19 protein-coding genes are annotated in these 20,472 nt (G+C 74.0%); 6 read left to right on the top strand and 13 right to left on the bottom strand.

Features of this window, described 5'->3' with window-relative positions; translation table 11 throughout:
- Positions 1-45: 45 nt before the first annotated feature.
- From BGO37_RS15410 to moaA, 6 genes are read left to right on the top strand one after another with little or no spacing between them, the layout of a single operon-like run.
- On the top strand, positions 46-1,302 hold the full coding sequence (locus BGO37_RS15410) for a hypothetical protein (RefSeq protein WP_291756310.1): 1,257 nt from the start codon (positions 46-48) through the stop codon (positions 1,300-1,302).
- A complete protein-coding gene (locus BGO37_RS15405; protein WP_291756308.1) occupies positions 1,299-2,630 on the top strand; it encodes a hypothetical protein in 1,332 nt (443 codons plus the stop codon). The genes BGO37_RS15410 and BGO37_RS15405 overlap by 4 nt, the downstream gene beginning before the upstream one ends.
- Positions 2,623-4,080, top strand: a complete 1,458-nt coding sequence (locus tag BGO37_RS15400) for a multicopper oxidase domain-containing protein (RefSeq protein ID WP_291756307.1) — start codon at positions 2,623-2,625, stop codon at positions 4,078-4,080. Before BGO37_RS15405 ends, BGO37_RS15400 begins: the two co-directional genes overlap by 8 nt.
- Positions 4,077-4,571: a MogA/MoaB family molybdenum cofactor biosynthesis protein gene (locus BGO37_RS15395; RefSeq protein WP_291756305.1), complete on the top strand. Its 495-nt coding sequence runs from the start codon at positions 4,077-4,079 to the stop codon at positions 4,569-4,571. The genes BGO37_RS15400 and BGO37_RS15395 overlap by 4 nt, the downstream gene beginning before the upstream one ends.
- A complete protein-coding gene (locus BGO37_RS15390; RefSeq protein WP_291756304.1) occupies positions 4,571-4,984 on the top strand; it encodes a molybdenum cofactor biosynthesis protein MoaE in 414 nt (137 codons plus the stop codon). Before BGO37_RS15395 ends, BGO37_RS15390 begins: the two co-directional genes overlap by 1 nt.
- A 1-nt stretch (position 4,985) precedes the next feature.
- Positions 4,986-6,029: a GTP 3',8-cyclase MoaA gene (moaA, locus tag BGO37_RS15385; protein WP_291756301.1), complete on the top strand. Its 1,044-nt coding sequence runs from the start codon at positions 4,986-4,988 to the stop codon at positions 6,027-6,029.
- A gap of 87 nt (positions 6,030-6,116) precedes the next feature.
- On the opposite strand, the gene BGO37_RS15380 is transcribed toward moaA, so the two are convergent.
- The 13 genes from BGO37_RS15380 to BGO37_RS15320 form a co-directional block, all read right to left on the bottom strand.
- Entirely contained in the window at positions 6,117-6,362 is a 246-nt protein-coding gene (locus BGO37_RS15380; RefSeq protein WP_291756298.1) for a MoaD/ThiS family protein, read from the bottom strand.
- Complete coding sequence (locus BGO37_RS15375; RefSeq protein WP_291756297.1) at positions 6,359-6,640, bottom strand: DUF6457 domain-containing protein; 282 nt, start codon at positions 6,638-6,640, stop codon at positions 6,359-6,361. Before BGO37_RS15375 ends, BGO37_RS15380 begins: the two co-directional genes overlap by 4 nt.
- Positions 6,630-7,298: an NTP transferase domain-containing protein gene (locus BGO37_RS15370; RefSeq protein WP_291756294.1), complete on the bottom strand. Its 669-nt coding sequence runs from the start codon at positions 7,296-7,298 to the stop codon at positions 6,630-6,632. Before BGO37_RS15370 ends, BGO37_RS15375 begins: the two co-directional genes overlap by 11 nt.
- The gene (gene moaC, locus BGO37_RS15365) at positions 7,295-7,777 is read right to left on the bottom strand and encodes a cyclic pyranopterin monophosphate synthase MoaC (protein ID WP_291756292.1); all 483 of its coding nucleotides are present in this window, start codon (positions 7,775-7,777) and stop codon (positions 7,295-7,297) included. Before moaC ends, BGO37_RS15370 begins: the two co-directional genes overlap by 4 nt.
- A 12-nt stretch (positions 7,778-7,789) precedes the next feature.
- On the bottom strand, positions 7,790-9,031 hold the full coding sequence (glp, locus tag BGO37_RS15360) for a gephyrin-like molybdotransferase Glp (protein WP_291756289.1): 1,242 nt from the start codon (positions 9,029-9,031) through the stop codon (positions 7,790-7,792).
- Complete coding sequence (locus BGO37_RS15355; protein ID WP_291756286.1) at positions 9,028-10,233, bottom strand: ThiF family adenylyltransferase; 1,206 nt, start codon at positions 10,231-10,233, stop codon at positions 9,028-9,030. The genes glp and BGO37_RS15355 overlap by 4 nt, the downstream gene beginning before the upstream one ends.
- A gap of 88 nt (positions 10,234-10,321) precedes the next feature.
- Positions 10,322-11,038: a MarR family transcriptional regulator gene (locus BGO37_RS15350; protein WP_291756284.1), complete on the bottom strand. Its 717-nt coding sequence runs from the start codon at positions 11,036-11,038 to the stop codon at positions 10,322-10,324.
- A gap of 48 nt (positions 11,039-11,086) precedes the next feature.
- Positions 11,087-11,860 carry a respiratory nitrate reductase subunit gamma gene (narI, locus tag BGO37_RS15345; RefSeq protein WP_291756282.1) on the bottom strand — a complete coding sequence of 258 codons (774 nt, stop codon included), beginning with the start codon at positions 11,858-11,860 and terminating at the stop codon, positions 11,087-11,089.
- Entirely contained in the window at positions 11,857-12,540 is a 684-nt protein-coding gene (gene narJ / locus BGO37_RS15340; protein WP_291756281.1) for a nitrate reductase molybdenum cofactor assembly chaperone, read from the bottom strand. The genes narI and narJ overlap by 4 nt, the downstream gene beginning before the upstream one ends.
- The gene (narH, locus tag BGO37_RS15335; RefSeq protein ID WP_291756280.1) at positions 12,537-14,198 is read right to left on the bottom strand and encodes a nitrate reductase subunit beta; all 1,662 of its coding nucleotides are present in this window, start codon (positions 14,196-14,198) and stop codon (positions 12,537-12,539) included. Before narH ends, narJ begins: the two co-directional genes overlap by 4 nt.
- Entirely contained in the window at positions 14,198-17,953 is a 3,756-nt protein-coding gene (locus BGO37_RS15330) for a nitrate reductase subunit alpha (RefSeq protein ID WP_291756279.1), read from the bottom strand. The genes narH and BGO37_RS15330 overlap by 1 nt, the downstream gene beginning before the upstream one ends.
- A gap of 19 nt (positions 17,954-17,972) precedes the next feature.
- A complete protein-coding gene (locus BGO37_RS15325) occupies positions 17,973-19,313 on the bottom strand; it encodes an MFS transporter (protein WP_291756277.1) in 1,341 nt (446 codons plus the stop codon).
- 39 nt (positions 19,314-19,352) lie between these two features.
- The gene (locus BGO37_RS15320) at positions 19,353-20,402 is read right to left on the bottom strand and encodes a tellurite resistance/C4-dicarboxylate transporter family protein (RefSeq protein ID WP_291756275.1); all 1,050 of its coding nucleotides are present in this window, start codon (positions 20,400-20,402) and stop codon (positions 19,353-19,355) included.
- Between the last annotated feature and the right edge of the window lie 70 nt (positions 20,403-20,472).

Genomic DNA, 20,472 nt, shown 5'->3' with positions numbered 1-20,472 from the left:
CCGCTATATTCGCCACGACCCGACGACGACCGAACGGAGACCACGGTGAGCCGCCCCTCGGTCGCCCCGACCGCGACCCGCACCACCGCCGGCACCCGTGTCCCGCGGGGGCGGCTCGTGGTGCTCGTCATGGCGCTCGCGGCGGCCGTGTCCGGGCTCGACGCCGCGCTGCTGCGGGTCGGGGTGGCGGCACCCGTTCACTCCGAGTCGCTCGCCGACCAGCACGGCGTGCTCATGGTCTACGGCTTTCTCGGCACCGCGATCGCGCTGGAGAGGGCGGTCGCGCTGCAGGCGGGCGCCCGACGAGCGGCCTGGGCGTATGCCGCGCCGGCCGCCGGCGGGCTCGGCGCGGTGCTGGTGATCCTCCAGGCGGCGGGGGTCCTCCCGGCCGGCCGCGCGCTGCCCGGCGGTGCGTGGGTCGCCGCGATGGCCGTGTTCGTCGCGATCTACCTCGCGGTGTGGCGGCGCCAGCAGTCGTACGCCGTGCTCGTGCAGCTGCTGGGCGCGCTGGCCGGGCTGTTCGGCGCGGCGCTGTGGGCGCGCGGCCTCGAGGTGGCCGGGATCGTGCCCTGGTGGGCCGGGCTGCTCGTGCTGACCATCGTCGGGGAGCGGCTCGAGCTGGCCCGGGTCGCCTTCATGTCGCCGGCCGTGGAGCGGCGCATCCTCGCCGAGTCGTCCCTGACGGTGCTTGCCCTGGCCGCGACCGCGCTCAGCCCGGCATGGGGGTACCCGCTGCTCGGGCTGGCGCTCGGCGTGCTCATGGTGGACGTCGGCGTGCACGACATCGCCTGGCGCACCGTGCGAGCCCGCGGGCTGACGCGCTTCATGGCCGCCTGCATGCTCGCCGGGTACGGCTGGGCACTGGTGTCGGCGCTCGTCTGGGTCGTCGGCGGCCCGGCACTCGACGGCTACCGGTACGACATCGTCGTCCACAGCCTGACCATCGGCTTCGTGATGTCGATGATCCTGGCGCACGCGCCGGTCATCGTGCCCGCCCTCGCGCGGCGCCCGCTGCCGTACCACCCCGTGATGTGGGCCGTGTGGGGGCTGCTGCACGTCGGGCTCCTGGTGCGGGTCGTCTCGGGGGCGAGGGCGGCCGTCGGTGGCTGGCAGCTCGGCGGGACCCTGAGCGTCGTGGCGCTGCTGGCGTTCCTGGCGTCCACGGTGACGCTCGTCGTGCGCGGGGCCGGCCGGGCCCGGGTGGTCCGCCGGCCGGACGACGAGCGGGCGGATGACCACCCCGCCGCGGAGGATCCGGCGGCCGACGCCCGGGCGGACGACGAGCGCGAGCCGATCCGATGACCCTCGCCGGCCCCGGTGCCGCCGCGCCGCGCCGCGCCCGCACGGACCAGATGACGTCGGCCTGGATGGTCGCCGCGCTGGTCGTCATGGCCGTCGGCCTCGCGGCGCGCAACGCCCTGCCGCAGCCGCTGTGGACGATGATCCACGTCGTCACGCTCGGCGTGCTGAGCAACGCGATCCTCCAGTGGTCGTGGTACTTCGCGCGGGCCCTGCTCCACCTGCCGGCCGGTGACCGTCGCTCCGGCAGCGGGGCGCGGGCGCGGAGCGTGGCGTTCAACGTCGCGCTCGTCGGGCTCGTCGCGGCGATGTGGACGGCGAGCGCGTGGGGCACGGTCGTGGCCGCGGGGGCGGTCGGGGCGGTCATCGCCTGGCACGGGCTCGCGCTGGTGCAGGCCGCGCGCACGCGGCTGGCCTCGCGGTTCGCCGTGGTCATCCGGTACTACGTCACCGCGGCGGCGTTCCTCGTCGTCGGCTGCGTGCTCGCCGGGTTCGTCACGGTGGCGATGTTCGCCCACGGCGCCCCGGCCTGGCTGCTCGCGGCGCGCGACGACCTCACGCTCGCCCACGCGCTCGTCAACGTCGGTGGCTGGATCGGCCTGTCCATGGCCGGCACGCTCGTCACCCTCGGCCCGACGATGCTGCGCACCCGCATGGACCCGGCCGCGGTCGACGCCGCGGTCGGCGCGCTGCCGTGGCTGGCCGGCGGGATCGTCGCGGCCGCCACGGCCGCCTGCGCGGGGTGGATGCCGGGCATCGGCCTCGGGCTCCTGGTCTTCGCGGGCGCGGCGGCGGTCGGCATCGTCGTGCCGCTGGTGCGCGAGGCGCGGGTCAAGGCGCCCCGCAGCTACGCGACCTGGACCACGAGCGCCGGACTCGGCTGGGTGGTCGTGGGGCTCGTCGCGGTCGCGGTCGGCGCGTTCACGGCGCCCGACGCGACGGCGCTGCGCGACCACGACCTGCCCTGGCTGGCCGTGCTCGGCGCGGGCGGGCTCGCGCAGGTGTTCATCGGCGCGATGACGTACCTCATGCCGGTCGTCGTCGGCGGCGGGCCGGAGGCGGCACGCGAGGGCATGCGGGTGCTGGAGACCGGCTGGACCCTGCGCGTCGCGCTCCGCAACGCGGCGCTCCTCCTTGTCGCTGTCTCCGTGGGCGGCGGCCCGGGGCTCGGGACCCTCTGGTGGGCGCTCGTCGTCGCGTGCTACGCGGTCGACGTCGTCGCGTTCGCTCTCGCGGGCGCGCGCCAGGCCCGGGCGCGACGAACCCTGGCCGGTGCGCCGCCCGCACCACTCCCCGAACCACGCACGACGAGCGGAGACCTCGATGTCTGACGAGCGGCCGACCGGCCCGCGCGCCCTGCCCGGCCGGGAGGGCAGCCCGGTCTCGCGCGCCGGCATGGCCGTCGTCGGGGTGGTGGTCGTCGTCGCGCTGGCCGTCACCGGGCTCCTGGTGCGCCCGGCGCTGGCGGCCGCCGGGTCCCCGGCCCCGGCCACGACGGGTACCCCGTCGGTGACGCCCACCGGCCACACCACCGAGGTGACGGTGAAGGTGGTGGGCATGGCCTTCATGCCGTCGTCGATCGACGTGCCCGCCGGCGACCGGCTGCGCATCACGCTCGAGAACACCGGCGACCAGCGGCACGACCTCGTGCTCGCCGACGGTGCGACGACCGGCGTGCTCGCGCCGGGCGCCCGGGCGACGGTCGACGCCGGCGTCATCGGCGGCGACCTCGAGGGCTGGTGCTCGCTGCCCGGGCACCGGCAGATGGGGATGGTGATCCACGTCCACGCCGTCGGGGCCACCGCCGCGCCGGCGCCCACGCCGACGTCGTCCGGCGACGGCATGCCCGGCATGGCCGGCGGCGCGCCGGGCTCGTCGTCCGCGCCCACGATGGCCGAGCTGCAGCAGGAGGCCGCCGTGCTGCCCGCCTACCCGGCCGAGCTGCCGCCGCTCGAGGCGACCACCGAGCACAGCTACACGTTCCACGTCACCGAGGCGCCGGACCCCGTGACCGGCGCCCTGACGCGCCAGGTGTGGACGTACAACGGCACGTCGCCGGGGCCGATCCTGCACGGGCGCATCGGGGACACGTTCCACGTCACGCTCGTCAACGACGGCACCATGGGCCACTCCATCGACTTCCACGCCGGCGAGCTGGCGCCCGACCAGCCCATGCGCACCATCGAGCCCGGCCAGAGCCTGGACTACACGTTCACCGCGTCGCGCGCGGGCATCTGGATGTACCACTGCTCGACGATGCCGATGAGCAACCACATCGCCAACGGGATGTTCGGCGCCGTCGTCATCGAGCCGGCGGACCTCGAGCCGGTGGAGCGTCAGTACGTCGTCGTGCAGTCCGAGGAGTACCTCGGCGCGGACGGGCAGCCGGCGGACCCCGCGAAGATCGCCGCGATGGTGCCCGACGTGGTGACCTTCAACGGCCGCGCCTTCCAGTACGACGCGCACCACCTGACCGCGACGGTGGGCCAGCGCGTGCGGTTCTGGGTGCTCGACGCCGGGCCCAACCTCGCGCTGTCCTTCCACGTGGTCGGGGCGCAGTTCGACACGGTGTGGTCGGAGGGCTCGTACTCTGTCCGGGACGGCGTGGCCGCCTCGGGCGCGGCGTCGGGGGCGGCGGGCGCGCAGGTGCTGCCGCTGCTGGCGGCGCAGGGCGGGTTCGTCGAGCTCGTGCCCAAGGAAGCTGGGCACTACGCCTTCGTGGACCACGCCATGAGCCTGGCGGAGAAGGGGGCGCACGGCGTGCTGGAGGTGACCCCATGAGCCACGCGCACGGCGGGGCGGCCCGGGTGGTCGTCGTCACCGTCTCGGACCGGTGCGCCGCCGGCGAGCGGGTCGACGAGTCCGGGCCCGCGGCCGCCGACGCCGTGCGGGCCGCCGGCCTCGTGGTGCGGTCGTCGACCGTGGTCCCCGACGGGGTCGTGCCGGTGCGCGACGCGCTGCGGGACGCGATCGCCGCGGGGGCGGATGTCATCCTGACCCTCGGCGGGACGGGCGTCGGGCCGCGGGACCGCACGCCCGAGGCGACGCGGGAGGTGATCGAGATGGAGCTGCCGGGCATCGCCGAGGCGATCCGGGCGAACGGCCGGCGCACGACGCCGACGGCCGCCCTCTCCCGGGGGGTGGCCGGCTGCTTCGGCGACACCCTCGTCGTCAACCTGCCGGGCTCGCCGGCGGCGGTCCGCGAGGCGCTCGAGGTGCTGCTGCCGCTCGTGCCGCACGTCGTCGACCAGCTCCGCGGCGGGGACCACTGATGGCGCGGCTGGCCCGGGTCACCGACGCCCCGCTGGACCTGGCGGAGCACCTGGCCGCGGTCGACGACGCCACGTGCGGCGCGGTCGTCACGTTCGTCGGCCGCGTGCGCGACCACGATCCGGAGGCCGTGGGCGAGGTGGTCGCGGTGGAGTACTCGGCGCACCCGGACGCGCAGCGGCTGCTCGGCGAGATGGCGGACCGTGCGGAGGCCGCCGGCGCGCTCGTGGCGGTGAGCCACCGGGTCGGCAGCCTCACGGTCGGCGAGATCGCGCTGCTCGCGTGCGTCGCCACCGCGCACCGGAGGGAGGCCTACACGGTCTCCCTCGGGCTCGTGGAGGAGATCAAGGCCTCGCTACCCGTGTGGAAGCGTCAGCTCGAGGCCGACGGCGCCACGCGCTGGATCGGGGCCTGACGTGACGATCACCCAGGCCTCCACCGCCCGCGTCGGCCCGGCCCCGGCACCGCCGCTCGTCGACCGCTTCGGCCGCGTCCACACCGACCTGCGGGTGTCCCTGACGGACCGGTGCTCCCTGCGCTGCACGTACTGCATGCCGGCGCAGGGGATGGACTGGATCCCGACGCCGAGCATCCTCACCGCGGCGGAGATCGAGCGCATCGCCGCGGTGTGCGCCGCGGCTGGCATGACGACCTTCCGCGTCACCGGCGGCGAGCCCCTCGTCCGCGGCGACGTCGTCGACGTCGTGCGGCGGCTGGCCGGCCTGCGCGGCCCCGCCGGCGAGCCCGTCGAGGTGGCGATGACGACGAACGGTATCCGGCTGGACGCGCTGCTCAACGACCTGGTCGACGCCGGGCTCGACCGGCTCAACATCAGCCTCGACACGCTGCGCCCCGAGCGGTTCGCGGCCCTGACCCGCCGCGACCGGCTCGACGACGTGCTGCGCGGCATCGACGAGGCCGCGCACAGCCCGCTGCGCCCGCTCAAGCTCAACGCGGTGGCGATGCGCGGGGTGAACGACGACGAGCTCGTCGACCTCGTGGAGTTCGCCACCGGCATCGGCGCGCAGATGCGGTTCATCGAGCAGATGCCCCTCGACGCGGGACACACCTGGGACCGCGCCCGGATGGTGACGCGCGAGGAGATCCTCGACGCGCTGTCCCGGCGCTGGGTGCTGACGCCCGTGCCGGGCCGTGGGCACGCGCCCGCCGAGCGGTTCCTGCTCGACGGCGGCCCGGCCACCGTCGGCGTCATCGCCGCGGTCACCGCGCCGTTCTGCGCCGGGTGTGACCGGCTGCGACTCACCGCCGACGGTCAGCTGCGCAACTGCCTGTTCGCGAAGGACGAGCTCGACCTGGCCGCCGTGCTGCGGGGCGGCGGGAACGACGAGGCCATCGACGCCATGCTGCGGCGATCGGTCGAGGCCAAGCTGCCGGGGCACGGCATCAACGACCCCGGGTTCCTGCAGCCGGCGCGCGGCATGAACGCGATCGGCGGCTGAGCCCGCGCGCTTGCCGCGAGCCGATCAGGGCGTCCGCGGGCCGCCTCGGAGGGCGCCCGACGAAGAAGGGGCCGCTGTGGTCCGCCGTCAGCCGCCCGCGAAGGGCGGGAGGACGTCGACCGTCGCCCCGGCGGGCACGCCGACGTCGACCGAGTCCGCCCGGCGGCCGTCCACCAGCACGGAGCACAGGCCCAGGACCCGCGGCGTGTCGGGGCCGCCTGCCAGCACCAGCGCGTCGACGACGTCCCCGACGGTCGCCGCCGGCAGCGAGACCTCGTCGCGCCCCACGGCCTCGGCGATGGCGGCGAACAGCCGCACCGTGACGGTGCTCATGCCTGTCCTACGTCGCGCAGCGCCCGCGCCTGGACGATGGCCGCGAGCCGGGCCAGCTCGGGGCCGACATTGGCGCCGCCGGCGGTGCTCCGTCCCACCGCGAGCCCGAGCACGAACGTGGTGAGGGGCGCGGCCGGGCGCGCGATGCCGTGCGCGGCGTCACGCGCCACGTCGAGCACAGTCGGCACGTCGATCTCGTCGTGCAGCCCGAGCAGCGGGGCCAGCTCGGCGAGCCACGCCTGCAGCGGCTCGGGGACCGCGGTCGGTTCACTCGTCATGGTGCGGCTCCTCCTCGTGCGGGCGCTGGCGGGGATGGCGGTCGCGCCACCAGGCAAGGTCCTCGGGCGTGTCGACATCGTGCGAGGCGTCGTCCGGGTCCGCCACCCGTCGCAGGTCGAGCCCGCCCAGCACGCGGCCGATGGGGGCGCCCCGCCCCGGGCGGTCGGCGTCGGCCACGGCGCTGGCACGGTCCAGCTCGCGCTCCACCGCGGCGCGCGAGTAGATCCCGGCGAGCCACTGGGGGCGGCCGGCCCGGTCGACGACGATCGCGCCCTCGTCGGGCGGCCGGGGCTCGTCGGCGAGCTCGTCCCAGGCGCGGGCGAGCAGGTCGACGAGCGTGGCCGAGCCCGGCAGGTCGCACGCCAGGACGAGCACCCAGTCCGAGCGGACGAACGGCAGCGCGGCGGCCACGGCGGCGGTCGGCCCGCCGAACGGCGGGTCCTCCCGGGTGACGACGACGTCGAGGCCGTCCGGCGCGTGGATCGGCCCCGGGCCGACGACGACCGCGCGGCCGATGCCGGCGCGCCGCACCGCGTCGAGCTCGCCGGTGAGGATCGGGCCGCAGCCGATGTCGATCTCGCCCTTGACGGCGCCGTCGAGCCGCTGCGCCAGGCCGCCGGTCAGCACGACGGCCTCGATGCCGCTGCGGTCGGTCACCGCGCCGCCTCGTCCCGCCGCCAGGTCCCGGACCGGCCGCCGGTCTTCTCCTGCAGGAGGATCGAGCCGATCGACACCGAACGGTCGAGGCCCTTGACCATGTCGACGAGCGCGAGCGACGCCACCGACACAGCGGTCAGCGCCTCCATCTCCACGCCGGTGCGGTCGTGCGCCTTGACGGTGGCCTCGATCGCGACCCCCTCGTCGGTGACGTCGAGGTCGACGGAGACCGCGTGCACGGTGATGACGTGGGCGAGGGGCAGCAGCTCGGGGCACCGCTTGGCGCCGGCGATGCCGGCGACGCGCGCCACGGCGAGCGCGTCGCCCTTCGGCACCGTGCCCTCGCGCAGCGCGGCGACGACGCTGGGGGAGCAGTGGACGAACCCGCTCGCCGTCGCCGAGCGGACCGTCGGCTCCTTCTGTGTCACGTCGACCATCCGGGCGTGGCCCTCGGAGTCCAGGTGGGTGAACGTGTGCACGGTGCCTCCGGCTCAGTCGTGGTTCGTCACGTGGACGGGGACGGTCTCGCCCGGCTGCACGTGGCCGTGGCCGGCCGGCACCACGGCGTACCCGTCGGCTCCGGCCAGGCTCGCGACCAGGTGCGACGCCGACCCGCCCGACGAGACCGGACGGACCGTCCAGCCGTCCGGACCGGCGGACAGCGTCACCGGGATGTACTGCGCGCGGCCGGCCGGCGTGCCCCACCCTGCCGCCGCTGGCAGCGGCCACGGCATCGGCCGCACGACCCGCGCGGGCGCGCCCTGCATCGCCAGCAGCGCCGGCCGTACGAAGACGTGGAACGACACCCAGGCGCTCACGGGGTTGCCCGGCAGGCCGAAGAGGAGCGCGCCGCCCGGCAGCCGCCCGAACGCCTGCGGCTTGCCCGGCTGCATCGCCACCGACGTGAACGCCACGTCGTCGGACCCCGCGAACACGCGGCGCACCGGGTCGAACGCCCCGGCGCTGACGCCGCCGGTGACGACGACGGCGTCGCAGCCGCCGACCTCGGCGAGCGCGCGGGCGAGCCCGGCGGGGTCGTCGTCGACGTGTCGGTGGGCGACCACCCGGCCGCCGGCGTCCTCGACGAGCCCGGCGACGAGCACGCCGTTGGAGTCGGGGATGTGGCCCCGCCGCAGGGCGGTCCCCGGCGGCACCAGCTCGCTGCCGGTGGTGATCACCGCCACCCGCGGCGGGCGCACGACGAGCACGCTGCGGTGGCCGCCGGACGCGATCCCGGACAGCACGGTCGGGGTGAGGAGGCTGCCGCGTGCTGCGACGAGGTCGCCGGCCTTGCGATCCTCGCCGGCCTGCCGCACGTGCATGCCCGGCCGGGGCGTCACCAGCACCGTGACGGTCGGCGGCAGCGGCGCCAGCGGGTCGGTGCGGTCGGTGTCCTCGAGGCGCACCACGGTGTCGGCGTCGCCGGGCAGCGTGGCGCCGGTCATGATCCGCACCGCCTCGCCGGGCCCGATGCGCGGGTCGGCGGTCGAGCCGGCGGGGACGTCCGCCACCACGGTCAGCGTCACCGGCCCGCCTCCGGCGAGGTCCGCGTGGCGCAGCGCGTAGCCGTCCATCGCCGAGTTGTCCCACGGCGGCACGAGGACGCTCGCGGTGACGTCCTCGGCGAGCCGGCGGCCCCTCGCCTCGTCGAGCGGTATCCGCTCGGCGTCCAGCAGCGGGGTGGCGCGCAGCACCCGCTCGAGGTGCTCGGCGACCGGGACGAGGGCGCTCATCGCGTGACGCGCTCCGCGGCCCAGAGCCGGGCGACCGCCTCGGGCGACAGCACGCCCGCACGCCGGCCTGCCTCCGTGAGGATCCCGACCGCCCGCGCCGCCCGGATCCCGTGGCTGCAGTAGGCGACGACCTGTGCGTCGTCGGGCACGCCGGCGGCGGCGAGCAGCTCGGCCACCTGATCTCCGCGGGCGGCCTGCACCAGGTGCGAGATGGGGACGTTCACGGCGCCGGCGAGGGCGTCGACGGCGTGCTCGGACGGCTCGCGGACGTCGAGCAGCACGGTCGGACGGGCAGGGTCCCTGGTCAGGTCGAGATACGCCTCGAGGGTGAGGGCGCCGGGCCCGTCGTCCGGCGCCCACGCGGCACGGGCGGGTACGCCCGACGGCCGCGCTTCGGCGGCAGGGTCCTCGTGGGCGGCCGGCCCGGGGACCAGCGGCACCTCGCGCACACGCATCGTCAGCGCGTCGACCACGGCGACCCGCCCGAGCAGCGGGCGCCCGATGCCCGCGACCAGCTTGATCGCCTCGATCGCCATCATCGAGCCGACGATCCCGCACAGGGCTCCGAGGACGCCCGCCTCGGCGCACGAGGGGACCAGGTGCGCCGCCGGCGGCTCGGGGAACAGGTCGCGCAGCGTCACGGGCGCGACGTCCGAGGGTGGGTGGGACCAGAACACGGACACCTGGGCGTCGAACCGGAGCACCGACGCCCACACGAGCGGCAGCCCGGCCACCGCGCAGGCGTCGCTGACGAGGAAGCGCGTGGCGAAGGTGTCCGCGCCGTCGAGAACGAGGTCGTAGCCGGTGAGCAGCGAGGCGACGTTCGTCTCGTCGAGCCGCACCGGGTACCGGCGCACGACGACCAGGGGGGCCAGCCCGGCGAGGCGCCGCGCGGCGCTGTCGACCTTGGGCTCGCCGACGGCGCCGGCCGAGTGGATCACCTGACGGTGCAGGTCGCTGACCGAGACCACGTCGTCGTCTACGATGCCGATGGTGCCGACGCCCGCCGCGGCGAGGTAGAGCAGGGCCGGGGCGCCCAGGCCTCCGGCGCCGACGACGAGGACGCGCGCGTTGGCCAGGCGCCGCTGGCCGATCTCGCCGAGCTCCGGCAGCCGTGCCTGCCGCTGCGTGCGCGCGGACTCGGCGCCGCCGAGCGGGGCCCCCGGTTCGACGAGCGGTGGGAGCCCGCCTGCGCTCTGCACGACACCGCCTCCGAGACTCGTCCGGCACTTCCGACCCGGGCAATTTACTACGGATCTCACCGTGAAAAACCGTCGGCGCCACGCGGGGTCAGGACGAGGCGCCGACCTCGATCATGCAGTAGTCGGCCCCGGCGAAGGGCGTCAGCGTGCCGACGACGGCGCCGCCCGACATGGTCTGGAGCATCTCGTCGAGCATGCCGCGGTGCATCTGGCAGACCAGCGGCACCGGGACGGCGCCCTCCGTGCGCAGCGGGCACTGGTGGAGCGTGATCCGCGTCGGCTCGTCGGCCCGTGCCTGGTAGCCGAGCGACGACATGAGCAGCCGGATCCGGCCCGCGTGCGCGTCGACGAGGTCGTCGGCGGGCGCCTGCGGGCCGGCGGCGAGCAGGTCCATCATGCGGCGGCCCCACCGCACGCCGATGTCGTGCGCGGCGCCCTCGGGATCGGGGTCGGTGGTGGCCAGGTGCTCCGCCACGGCGTCGCACACGTCGGCGAACTCGCGGGAGAGCGCCGCGGCCTGCGTCGGCGCGACCGACTCGTACGCCCAGGACGGCCGCCCGCGCCCGACCGCCGGCAGGCGGGTGCGGGCGACGAGCCGGGCGTCGACGAGCACGGCCAGGGAGTCGCGCACCGAGTTCTGGTGAAGGCCCATCGCGGCCGCGACGTCGGCGACGGTCACCGGCCGCGGGTGCCGCGAGATCTCGTCGAGGAGCGCGTGCTGGGCGGCCGAGAGCCCGGCGAGGGCCTGCATCATCGCCCGCGGGCTCGCCGGGCCGCGGGCGGTGGTGGTCGTCGTCCTGGTCATGTCGCCGACGATCTTGTCACGCGGCGCGGCCGGGGTCCGCGCCGGACGTCACGCGCCACGGGACCCGGCGCCCTCGTGCGCCGTGGTGGTGTCCACCGGTGCCCACCCGCGGCGGGTCGGCGCGGCGGAGACGGACGCCTGCCGGGCGCGGTACACGATGTACGGCCGCGTGGGGTACTGCACCGGGATGGTGACGGCGTGCACCAGGCGCGTGAAGGGCCAGATCGCGAACAGCAGGAACCCCGCGATGATGTGCAGCCGGAACGCGAGCGGCACGGTGGGCATCGCCTCGGCCTGGGGCGTGAACGTGAGGATCGAGCGCAGCCAGGGGCTGATCGTCTCGCGGTAGTCGTAGCCGCCGGGCTGGCCGAACAGCTGGGTGGACAGCGTGGCCCACGTGCCCAGCAGGATCGGCAGCGTGAGCAGCACGTACATCACCTTGTCGCGGCGGGTCGTGGCCAGCCGTACGGACTGCGTGATGAAGCGCCGCCACAGCAGCCCGACGAGCCCGACGACCGTCAGCAGGGCGGCCAGCGAGCCGGCCGAGGTGGCCAGGACGTGGTACGCCTGCTCGCGGAAGCCGACCGCGTCGGTCCACGTCTTGGGGATGATGAGGCCGAGGAAGTGCCCGGCGATCACCATGAGGAAGCCCACGTGGAACAGCGGCGAGGCCAGCCGTAGGATCGCCTTCTCGTGCAGCTGGGACGAGCGCGTCGTCCAGCCGAACTGGTCGCTGCGCCAGCGCCAGACCAGCCCGGCGACGAGCAGCGTGAGGCTGGCGTAGGGGAAGGCCACCCACAGCAGGGTGTCGAGGGCGCTCACGGCTGAGCACTCCTGTCCGGGAGGGGGAACGGCAGCGACGTGCCCACGCCCACCATCTCGGCGGGCGGTCCCTGGGTGACGAGGCGCTGGTAGCGCTCGGAAGTCCGCTCGTCGATCGGCGGCAGCGTGCGGCACAGCGCGTCGAGCAGGTGGGCGTAGGGGGAGCGGAAGCCGCGCAGCGCGGAGCGCATCACCTCGATGCCGTCGCGGTGCGAGGCGAGCAGCTCGAGCACCACCCGGTCGCCGGTGCGGCCGGACAGCTCGAGGACCAGCGGCAGGTAGTCCGCCAGCTCGTCGCGCCCCAGCTCGAAGCCGAGCGCCCGCACCACGGCCTTGAAGCCGAGGATCGCCACGCCGCGCTGCCGCGTGTCGCCGACGGCGTAGTAGCTGAGGTAGAGCGCGCACCGGCGCCGCTGGTCGAACGTGTCGACGTAGTGCTCGGCGACGGCCCGTGCCCCGGTGGACCGGGCCCAGGCGACGAACTCCTGCACGTCGTCGCGCACCGCGGCCGGCAGTCCAGCGGCCGACTCCGACGCGGCCGCCAGGGCCTCGTCGTACGCCTCGCCGGGGTAGTCCAGCAGCACCGACACGATCATGTGCGCGGTGCGCAGCTGGTCCGGCGTGCAGGCGGTGCGCTCGAGGCGCGGCAGCCGGGGTGAGTCGACCATCCGGGCGGTCATCGGTCGCTGCCCTCGGACGGTGCGGGTGGGAACAGCCCGGAGGCGTGCTCGTCGCCACCCCAGTCGAGCAGGTTCACGCGCCCCGGCGTCGACGGCTGCGACGCGGCCGACGCGGCGGCAGCGGCCCGCCCCCGCGACGTCATCCGCAGCGTGCTCTGGCCGTGGAACGTCGAGACCGAGCACGCCTCCGGGGACCCGTCGCCCGCGCCGATGAGATCGGACACGTCCTGGCCGAGCGCGGCGATGCCGCGCGGGGTCTCCGGGTGCGTGGTGGGGATGACGTAGCGGTCGTCGTACTTCGCGATCGCCAGCAGCCGGTACATGTCCTCGACCTGCGCGCCGGACATCCCGACCGCCCCGGCGATGTCCTCGTCGCCGGCGCCGCCGAGGTTGACGTCGCGCATGTAGGAGCGCATCGCGGCCAGCCGCCGCAGCGACCTCTCCACCGGGCGGGTGTCGCCGGCGGTGAACAGCCCGGCGAGGTACTCCAGCGGGATGCGCATCGTCGACAGGGCCGTGAGCAGGATCTTGTGGTCCTCGCCGTCGTTGCCCGAGGCCGTCACCTGGTCGACCACCGGCGACAGCGGCGGGATGTACCAGACCATCGGCAGCGTCCGGTACTCCGGGTGCAGGGGGAGGGCCACCTCGTAGGTGTCGATGAGGGCCCAGATCGGCGAGTCCTGGGCGGCCTGGATCCAGGACTCCGGTACGCCGTCGCGGCGGGCGGCGGCGACGACCTGCGGGTCGTACGGGTCGAGCAGCACCGAGCGCTGGGCGGGATAGAGGTCCTGCGGGTCCTCGACGGCCGCGGCCTCGCCGACGCGGTCGGCGTCGTAGAGCAGCACGCCGAGGTAGCGCAGCCGGCCTACGCAGGTCTCCGAGCAGATCGTCGGCTGCCCGGCCTCCAGGCGCGGGTAGCACAGCGTGCACTTCTCGGCCTTGCCCGTGGTGTGGTTGAAGTACACCTTCTTGTAGGGGCACGACGAGACGCACATGCGCCAGCCACGGCACCGGTCCTGGTCGACGAGGACGATGCCGTCCTCCGCCCGCTTGTACATCGCGCCGGACGGGCAGGCGGCGACGCAGGTCGGGTTGAGGCAGTGCTCGCAGATGCGCGGCAGGTAGAACATGAACGTCTGCTCGATCTCGGTGCGGACGTCGAGGTTCATCTGCGCCAGCACCGGGTCCTGGCTCATGGTCTCCGTCGAGCCGCCCAGGTCGTCGTCCCAGTTCGGGCCCCACGTGATCTTGTCCATCGGCTTGCCGGTGATTTGGCTGACGGGCCGCGCGACGGGGAAGGCTGCCGAGTCCTTGGGCGCCGACAGCAGCTTGTCGTACTCGTAGCTCCACGGCTCGTAGTAGTCGACGAGCTCCGGCAGGTCCGGGTTGGCGAAGATCTTCGCGAGCCGCGCGAGCCGGCCGCCGGAGCGCGGCTTGAGCCGGCCCTTCTTCGTCCGCGCCCAGCCGCCGTGCCAGGTGTCCTGGTCCTCCCACGTGTGGGGGTAGCCCACGCCAGGCCGGGTCTCGACGTTGTTGAACCACATGTACTCGGCGCCGGTCCGGTTCGTCCACGCCTGCTTGCAGGTCACCGAGCAGGTGTGGCAGCCGATGCACTTGTCGAGGTTCATCACCATGGCGATCTGGGCCATGACCTTCATCAGAACTGCACCTCCTGGGAGCGGCGGCGGATGAGGGTGACCTCGTCGCGCTGGTTGCCCGTGGGCCCGATGTAGTTGAAGGCGTACGTCTGCTGGGCGTAGCCCCCGATGAGGTGCGACGGCTTGATGAGCACCCGGGTGAGCGAGTTGTGGACGCCGCCGCGCTTGCCGGAGGTCTCCGACAGCGGCGTGCCCATGGTCCGTTCCTGTGCGTGGTACATGAACACCGTGCCCTCGGGCATCCGGTGCGAGACGACCGCGCGGGCGACGACGACCCCGTTCCGGTTGGTTGCCTCGATCCAGTCGTTGTCGCGGACCCCGACCTTGTCGGCGTCCGCCGGGCTCATCCAGATCGTCTGCCCGCCGCGCCCGAGCGTGAGCATGTGGAGGTTGTCGAAGTACTGGGAGTGGATCGACCACTTGTTGTGCGGGGTGAGGTAGCGCACGGCAACCTGCGCCTCGCCGCCCGGCGCGCTGCCGGTCGAGCCGACGGCCGCCTCGCCGTACAGGTGGTGCAGGTCCAGCGGCGGGCGGAACACCGGCAGCGACTCGCCCATGTCCCGCATCCAGTCGTGGTCGAGGTAGTAGTGCTGGCGCCCGGTGAGCGTGTGGAACGGCCGCGAGTGCTCGATGTTGACGACGAACGCGGAGTACCGCCGCCCGCCGTGCTCCGACCCGGACCACTCCGGCGACGTGACGACAGGCTGCGGGCCGTGGGCCTGCAGGTCCGCGAACGTGATGCGGCGGTCCTCCGAACCCTCGGCCAGCGACGCGAGCTCGGTGCCGGTGCGCCGCGCCAGGTCGGCGAAGCCCTCCGCGGCCAGCCGCCCGTTCGTCGTGCCCGAGAGCGCCAGCACCATGTCCGCGGCCTTCGCGTCGGTGTCGACGAGCGGGCGCCCGTCGCCGGGACCACCCTCCGCCGTGCCGTTGAGCCGGCCGAGCGCAGCGATCTCCCGGTGCGGGGAGAAACGCACGCCCTTGGTCATCATCCCGGCGCCGTCGGCCAGTGGGCCGATGGTGTTGAACTTGTCGAGGATCGCGGTGTAGTCGCGCTCGGTGACGATGAGCTTCGGCATCGTCACGCCGGGGACGAGCCCGACGGTGGCGATGTCGGGCACGACCCCGCCGGGGTTGGCGAACTCGTCGGGGCTGTCGTGGGCGATCGGTGCCGCCACGACGTCGGTCTGCACGCCCAGGTGCCGCGCGGCCAGCTGGGAGACGAGCGCCGCGAGGGTCTGGAACGTCTGGAAGTCGGTGCGCGCCTCCCACGGCGGGTCGATCGCCGCGTCGAAGGCGTGGACGAACGGGTGCATGTCCGTCGACGACAGGTCGCTCTTCTCGTACCAGGTCGCGGCCGGCAGGACGATGTCGGAGTAGAGCGTGGTGGACGTGTTGCGGAAGTCCAAGGTGAGCAGCAGGTCGATCTTCCCGGCGGCCGCCGTCTCTCGCCACGTCATGTGCTTCGGGCGGCGCTCCTCGGGCACCTCCTCGGCCTGTGCGGCGGAGTCGGTGCCGAGCACGTGCCGGTAGAAGAACTCGGCGCCCTTGGCGTGCGAGCCCAGCAGGTTGGTCCGCCACGAGGTGAGGATGCGCGGGAAGTTCTCCGGGTCGTCGGGGTCCTCGCACGCGAACCGCAGGTCGCCGGACTTCAGCTGCGAGACCACCCAGTCCTGGGGGTCGACGCCGGCCTCCCGGGCCTCCTGGCCGAGCAGCAGCGACGAGCGGGAGAACGTCGGGAAGGAGGGCATCCAGCCGCGCTTCATCGACTCGACGAGCGTGTCCGCGGTCGTCAGGCCGTCGAGCGAGCCCTCGGACAGCGGCGAGGCGAGCCGCGCCACCGGCGTCCCGTCGTACCGCCACTGGTCGGTGAGCAGGTAGAAGAAGCCGGCCGAGATCATCTGCCGCGGCGGGCGGTGCCAGTCGAGGGCGAAGGCGTGCTGCGCCCAGCCGGTGAGCGGCCGCACCTTCTCCTGGCCGACGTAGTGCGCCCAGCCGCCGCCGTTGACGCCCTGCGTGCCGCACATCGTCGTCAGCGCGAGGAAGGTTCGGTAGATCTCGTCGGAGTGGAAGAAGTGGTTGGTCCCGGCGCCCATGACGATCATCGACCGCCCGCCGGTCTGCTCCGCGTTGCGGGCGAACTCCCGCCCGATGCGCTCGGCCGCGGCGGCCGGCACGCCGGTCAGCTCCTCCTGCCACGCCGGGGTGGCGGGGACGGTCGCGTCGTCGTACCCCTTCGGCCACTCGCCCGGCAGCCCCTCGCGCCCGACGGCGTACTGGGCGAGCAGGACGTCGTAGACGGTCGTCAGGTACTCGTCGCCGACGCGCACGGCCGGCACGCCGCGGCGCACGACGCCGGCGCCGACCGAGCCCTGGCCGGCCGCCCCCGGCAGGTCGAACCGAGGCAGCAGCAGCTCGACCGGCTCGGCGCCGGGCAGCTCGGATATCGACAGCACCGGGTCGACCCCGGACAGGTCGAGGTTCCAGCGCCCCTCGCCCTCGGGCCCGTAGTGGTCGGCCAGGGTGCCGCCGGGGTCGGCGATGCCGCCGACCCGGTCCCACACCAGCGGGCGGAAGGCGGCGTGCGGGGTGCTCGCGAGGGTTTCGTCGCGCACCGCGGACGACGAGGGCTCGACGACGCCGCCGGTGGCCACGTCGGCGGCGACGAGGAACTTGCCCGGGACGAACGCGTTGTCGCGCGCCTTGAGCCGGATCAGGAACGGGCTGTCGGTGAACCGCGTCATGTACTGCAGGAAGTACGGCGTGCGCTCTCGGACGTGGAACTCCGAGAGGATGACGTGCCCCATCGCCATGGCGAGGGCGCCATCGGTCCCGGGGGAGATCCGCAGCCACTCGTCGGCGAACTTGGTGCTGTCGGCGTAGTCGGGCGAGATCCCGACGACCTTCTGGCCGTGGTAGCGCGCCTCGGTCATGAAGTGCGCGTCGGGCGTGCGGGTCACCGGGATGTTGGAGCCCCACATCATGAGGTAGCCCGCGTTGAACCAGTCGCCGGACTCCGGCACGTCGGTCTGGTCCCCGAACACCTGCGGCGAGGCCACGGGCAGGTCGGCGTACCAGTCGTAGAACGACAGCATGGTGCCGCCGAGCAGCTCGTAGAACCGCGAGCCCGCGCCGTAGCTGATCATCGACATCGCGGGGATCACGGACAGGCCGGCCAGCCGGTCCGGCCCGTACCGCTTGATCGTGTAGACGTGCGCGGCGGCGGCGATCTCGGTGGCCTCCGCCCACGACGAGCGGACCAGGCCGCCCTTGCCGCGCGCCCGCTTGTAGGCGCTCGAGGTGACGGGGTTCTCGACGACGTCCCGCCACGCCAGCACCGGGTCACCCAGCCGGGCCTTGGCCGCCCGGTAGGCGTCGAGCAGAACGCCCCGCACGTAGGGGTAGCGGATCCGCGTGGGGGAGTACGTGTACCAGGAGAACGCCGCGCCGCGGGGGCAGCCGCGCGGCTCGTACTCGGGCATGTCCGGCCCCGTCGAGGGGTAGTCCACCGCCTGGGTCTCCCACGTGATGACGCCGTCCTTGACGTACACGTTCCACGAGCAGGAGCCGGTGCAGTTGACGCCGTGGGTGGAGCGCACGATCTTGTCGTGGCTCCACCGGTCCCGGTAGAAGGTGTCGGCGTCGCGGCCGCCGGTGAGGAAGATCTGCCGGGTGTCCGGCGACGCCTCGCCGCGGCGCAGGAACGAACCGAACCGGAAGATCGGGGCGGCCGGGTCGGCCGTGTGCTCGGTGGTCATGGCGGTCCTTCCGAGGGTGTCAGCCGCGGTGCGGCGCGTTCGGGCGGGCGTAGAACACCCACACGAGGACGGTGCAGAAGGCGAAGTAGACGGTGGCGCCGATGAAGAACGCGTGCGCGGACACCGCGGTGAGCGCGGCGCCCACGAAGAACGGCCCGAAGGCCGCGATGCCGGCGGTCCAGCCGATGACGCCGCCGGCCTGGCGTGGCGGCAGGATCATCGGCATCTGCTTGAACGTCCCCGCGTTGCCCAGGCCCGAGAAGAAGAACAGCACGAGCATCGCGGTGAGGAACGGCCAGAACGCGCGCGGCGACGAGGGCGTGAGGAACGCCGACGCCACCGCGGCGGAGGCGACCATGCCGACCCCGCCGATGAACGTGAAGACGGCCCCGCCGAACCGGTCGCACAGCGGTCCGGCCAGCGCCCGGACCAGCGAGCCGATGAGCGGTGCGAGGAACGCGTACGCGGCCCCGAGCGGCAGGTCGGAGACCTTGTACGCCCCGGAGGTCGCGAAGACCGAGTCCTTGCCGAACGTGTTGTTGACGATGAGCGCGAGCTGGGCGGCGAACCCGGAGAAGGCGCCGAACGTCATGATGTAGACGAGCGTGAGGATCCACGTGTTGCGGTTGGAGAAGATGTCGATCTGCTGGCGGAAGTTCGCCTTGATCGGCACGTCCTTGAGCAGCCAGAACGCGAGGATCGCGGCGGCGATGGTCCACGGGACCAGCACGATCGCCGCGTTGTAGACGTAGATGACGTGGCCGCTGCTCGTCGTCTGCGCTGCCACGGCACCCAGCCCGAGCAGGCCGAAGCCCATCACCCATGGTCCGAGGAACTGGATGAGCGAGACGCCGAAGTTCCCGATGCCCGCCTGCAGGCCGAGCGCGGTGCCTGCGAGGCGTTTGGGGAAGAAGTAGCCCGTGGACGGCATGTAGCCGGAGAAGCAGCCGCCGCCGATGCCGGTGAGGGCCGCGAGCACCATGAGCCACCAGTAGGGGGTGGCCGGGTTCCGCACCGCCGCGAACCAGCCGAGCATAGGCAGCGCGAACAGCAGCGACGTGATGCCGACGAGCCTGCGGGTGCCGACGACCGGCGGCAGGAACATGTAGCCGAGCCGGATGAGGCCGCCGGAGACGCCGGGCACGGCGACGAGCCAGTACAGCTGGTCCTTGGTGAGGGTGAACCCGACCTGGTCGAGCTTCGGGGCCACCGCGCTGACCAGGTACCAGACGCAGAACGCGATGATCATCGAGAAGGTGCTGACCGCCAGCGTACGCCAGGCGAGCCGCTTGTCCCACCGCTCCGGGTCCTCCGGATTCCAGTCGGTGAGCACCCGGCCGGTGGTAGCGAGCTGGGACACGTGATCCTCCTTGACGGCGTACGCAGCGTCCGCAATTTACTACGGATCAGGCCGTGAAAATGCGCCATCTTGCGGTCGGCGCGCCAAGCGCGCCAGGCCCGCCACGGCCACCGCAGCCCACGCTGCCGCCGCCACCCAGACCTCGACGCTACCGACGGTGGACACGATCGGCAGGTGGAGCGTCGAGCCCAGCGTGCGCGAGGCGACCGCGTACATCCCGAGCGGGAAGACGACGCTCCACAGTGCGGGCTCGTACCGCAGCGGGATGCGGTGTGTCACGTGCCGGCGCCAGCCGATGCCGAGCAGCACGGGGATCAGCCAGCTCGCGAAGGCCCAGAACAGCACGGAGATGCCGGCGATGAGCCCGCCGGTCGGGAGCAACGCCGGCGCGGCGGCCATCCGGGTGATGCGGACGCCGGAGACGACCGTGATGGCGGCGGCACCCATCGACACCCAGTAGGGCGGCGTCAGGTGCTCCGCCGCGACGTCGTAGAGCACCAGCCGCGCCGTGACCAGGCCGCCGACGACGACGTACAGGAACGTCCCGATGGCCCAGCAGCTGACTGCGAGCAGCGCGAGCTCGCGCCGCCCGCCGAGCAGGTCGGGCTCGAGCGACGCTGCCAGGACGGCGACCGACTGGGTGGCGACGACCCAGATGAACCACGTGCCCTCGGCGGCCGCCACCACGGGCCGGTGCACCGAGGCGAGCACGGCCCATGGGATGGCGTAGCCCAGCACGAGCCACAGCAGGGCACCCGCGGCCAGCAGCACCGTCGCGGTCCGCACGTGCCCGTCCATCGCCAGGCGCGTGCCCAGCACGTTGGTCGCGGCGACGAGGGTGAACATCCCGAAGCCCCGGCCCGGGTGCCGCAGGTCCCGCGCGAGGTCGGGGCGGTAGGCGATCGCGCGCCAGACGAGCAGGGCGAGCAGGATCGCGTACGCGCCGGCGGCGATCCACAGCAGGACGGTCGACAGCACGGGCGCGGCGAACCCGGCGAGCGCGATCGACACGATCCCGGTGGCCATGACCAGGGCGAAATAGCCCGGGTAGAGCGTGCGCACCCTGTCGCGCACTGCGGCGGGGGACATCGCGGAGGCTCGGCGCCGGGGGCTCACGGCGCACATGGTGTCCCATCGGCGCGGCCGTCGCCCCCGGGGC

The organism is Cellulomonas sp. 73-92 (assembly GCF_001898175.1).
Lineage (GTDB): Bacteria > Actinomycetota > Actinomycetes > Actinomycetales > Cellulomonadaceae > Cellulomonas.
This window is presented reverse-complemented; position numbering and strand designations above follow the sequence as displayed.

What these genes read in the sequence shown, in the direction of transcription:
- BGO37_RS15405 (WP_291756308.1), top strand. Translation starts at nt 1,299, where the DNA reads ATGACCCTCGCCGGCCCCGGTGCCGCCGCGCCGCGCCGCGCCCGCACG.
- BGO37_RS15400 (WP_291756307.1), top strand. Translation starts at nt 2,623, where the DNA reads ATGTCTGACGAGCGGCCGACCGGCCCGCGCGCCCTGCCCGGCCGGGAG.
- BGO37_RS15395 (WP_291756305.1), top strand. Translation starts at nt 4,077, where the DNA reads ATGAGCCACGCGCACGGCGGGGCGGCCCGGGTGGTCGTCGTCACCGTC.
- BGO37_RS15390 (WP_291756304.1), top strand. Translation starts at nt 4,571, where the DNA reads ATGGCGCGGCTGGCCCGGGTCACCGACGCCCCGCTGGACCTGGCGGAG.
- BGO37_RS15380 (WP_291756298.1), bottom strand. Translation starts at nt 6,362, where the DNA reads ATGAGCACCGTCACGGTGCGGCTGTTCGCCGCCATCGCCGAGGCCGTG.
- BGO37_RS15375 (WP_291756297.1), bottom strand. Translation starts at nt 6,640, where the DNA reads ATGACGAGTGAACCGACCGCGGTCCCCGAGCCGCTGCAGGCGTGGCTC.
- glp (WP_291756289.1), bottom strand. Translation starts at nt 9,031, where the DNA reads ATGAGCGCCCTCGTCCCGGTCGCCGAGCACCTCGAGCGGGTGCTGCGC.
- BGO37_RS15350 (WP_291756284.1), bottom strand. Translation starts at nt 11,038, where the DNA reads ATGACCAGGACGACGACCACCACCGCCCGCGGCCCGGCGAGCCCGCGG.
- narJ (WP_291756281.1), bottom strand. Translation starts at nt 12,540, where the DNA reads ATGACCGCCCGGATGGTCGACTCACCCCGGCTGCCGCGCCTCGAGCGC.
- narH (WP_291756280.1), bottom strand. Translation starts at nt 14,198, where the DNA reads ATGAAGGTCATGGCCCAGATCGCCATGGTGATGAACCTCGACAAGTGC.
- BGO37_RS15330 (WP_291756279.1), bottom strand. Translation starts at nt 17,953, where the DNA reads ATGACCACCGAGCACACGGCCGACCCGGCCGCCCCGATCTTCCGGTTC.
- BGO37_RS15320 (WP_291756275.1), bottom strand. Translation starts at nt 20,402, where the DNA reads ATGTCCCCCGCCGCAGTGCGCGACAGGGTGCGCACGCTCTACCCGGGC.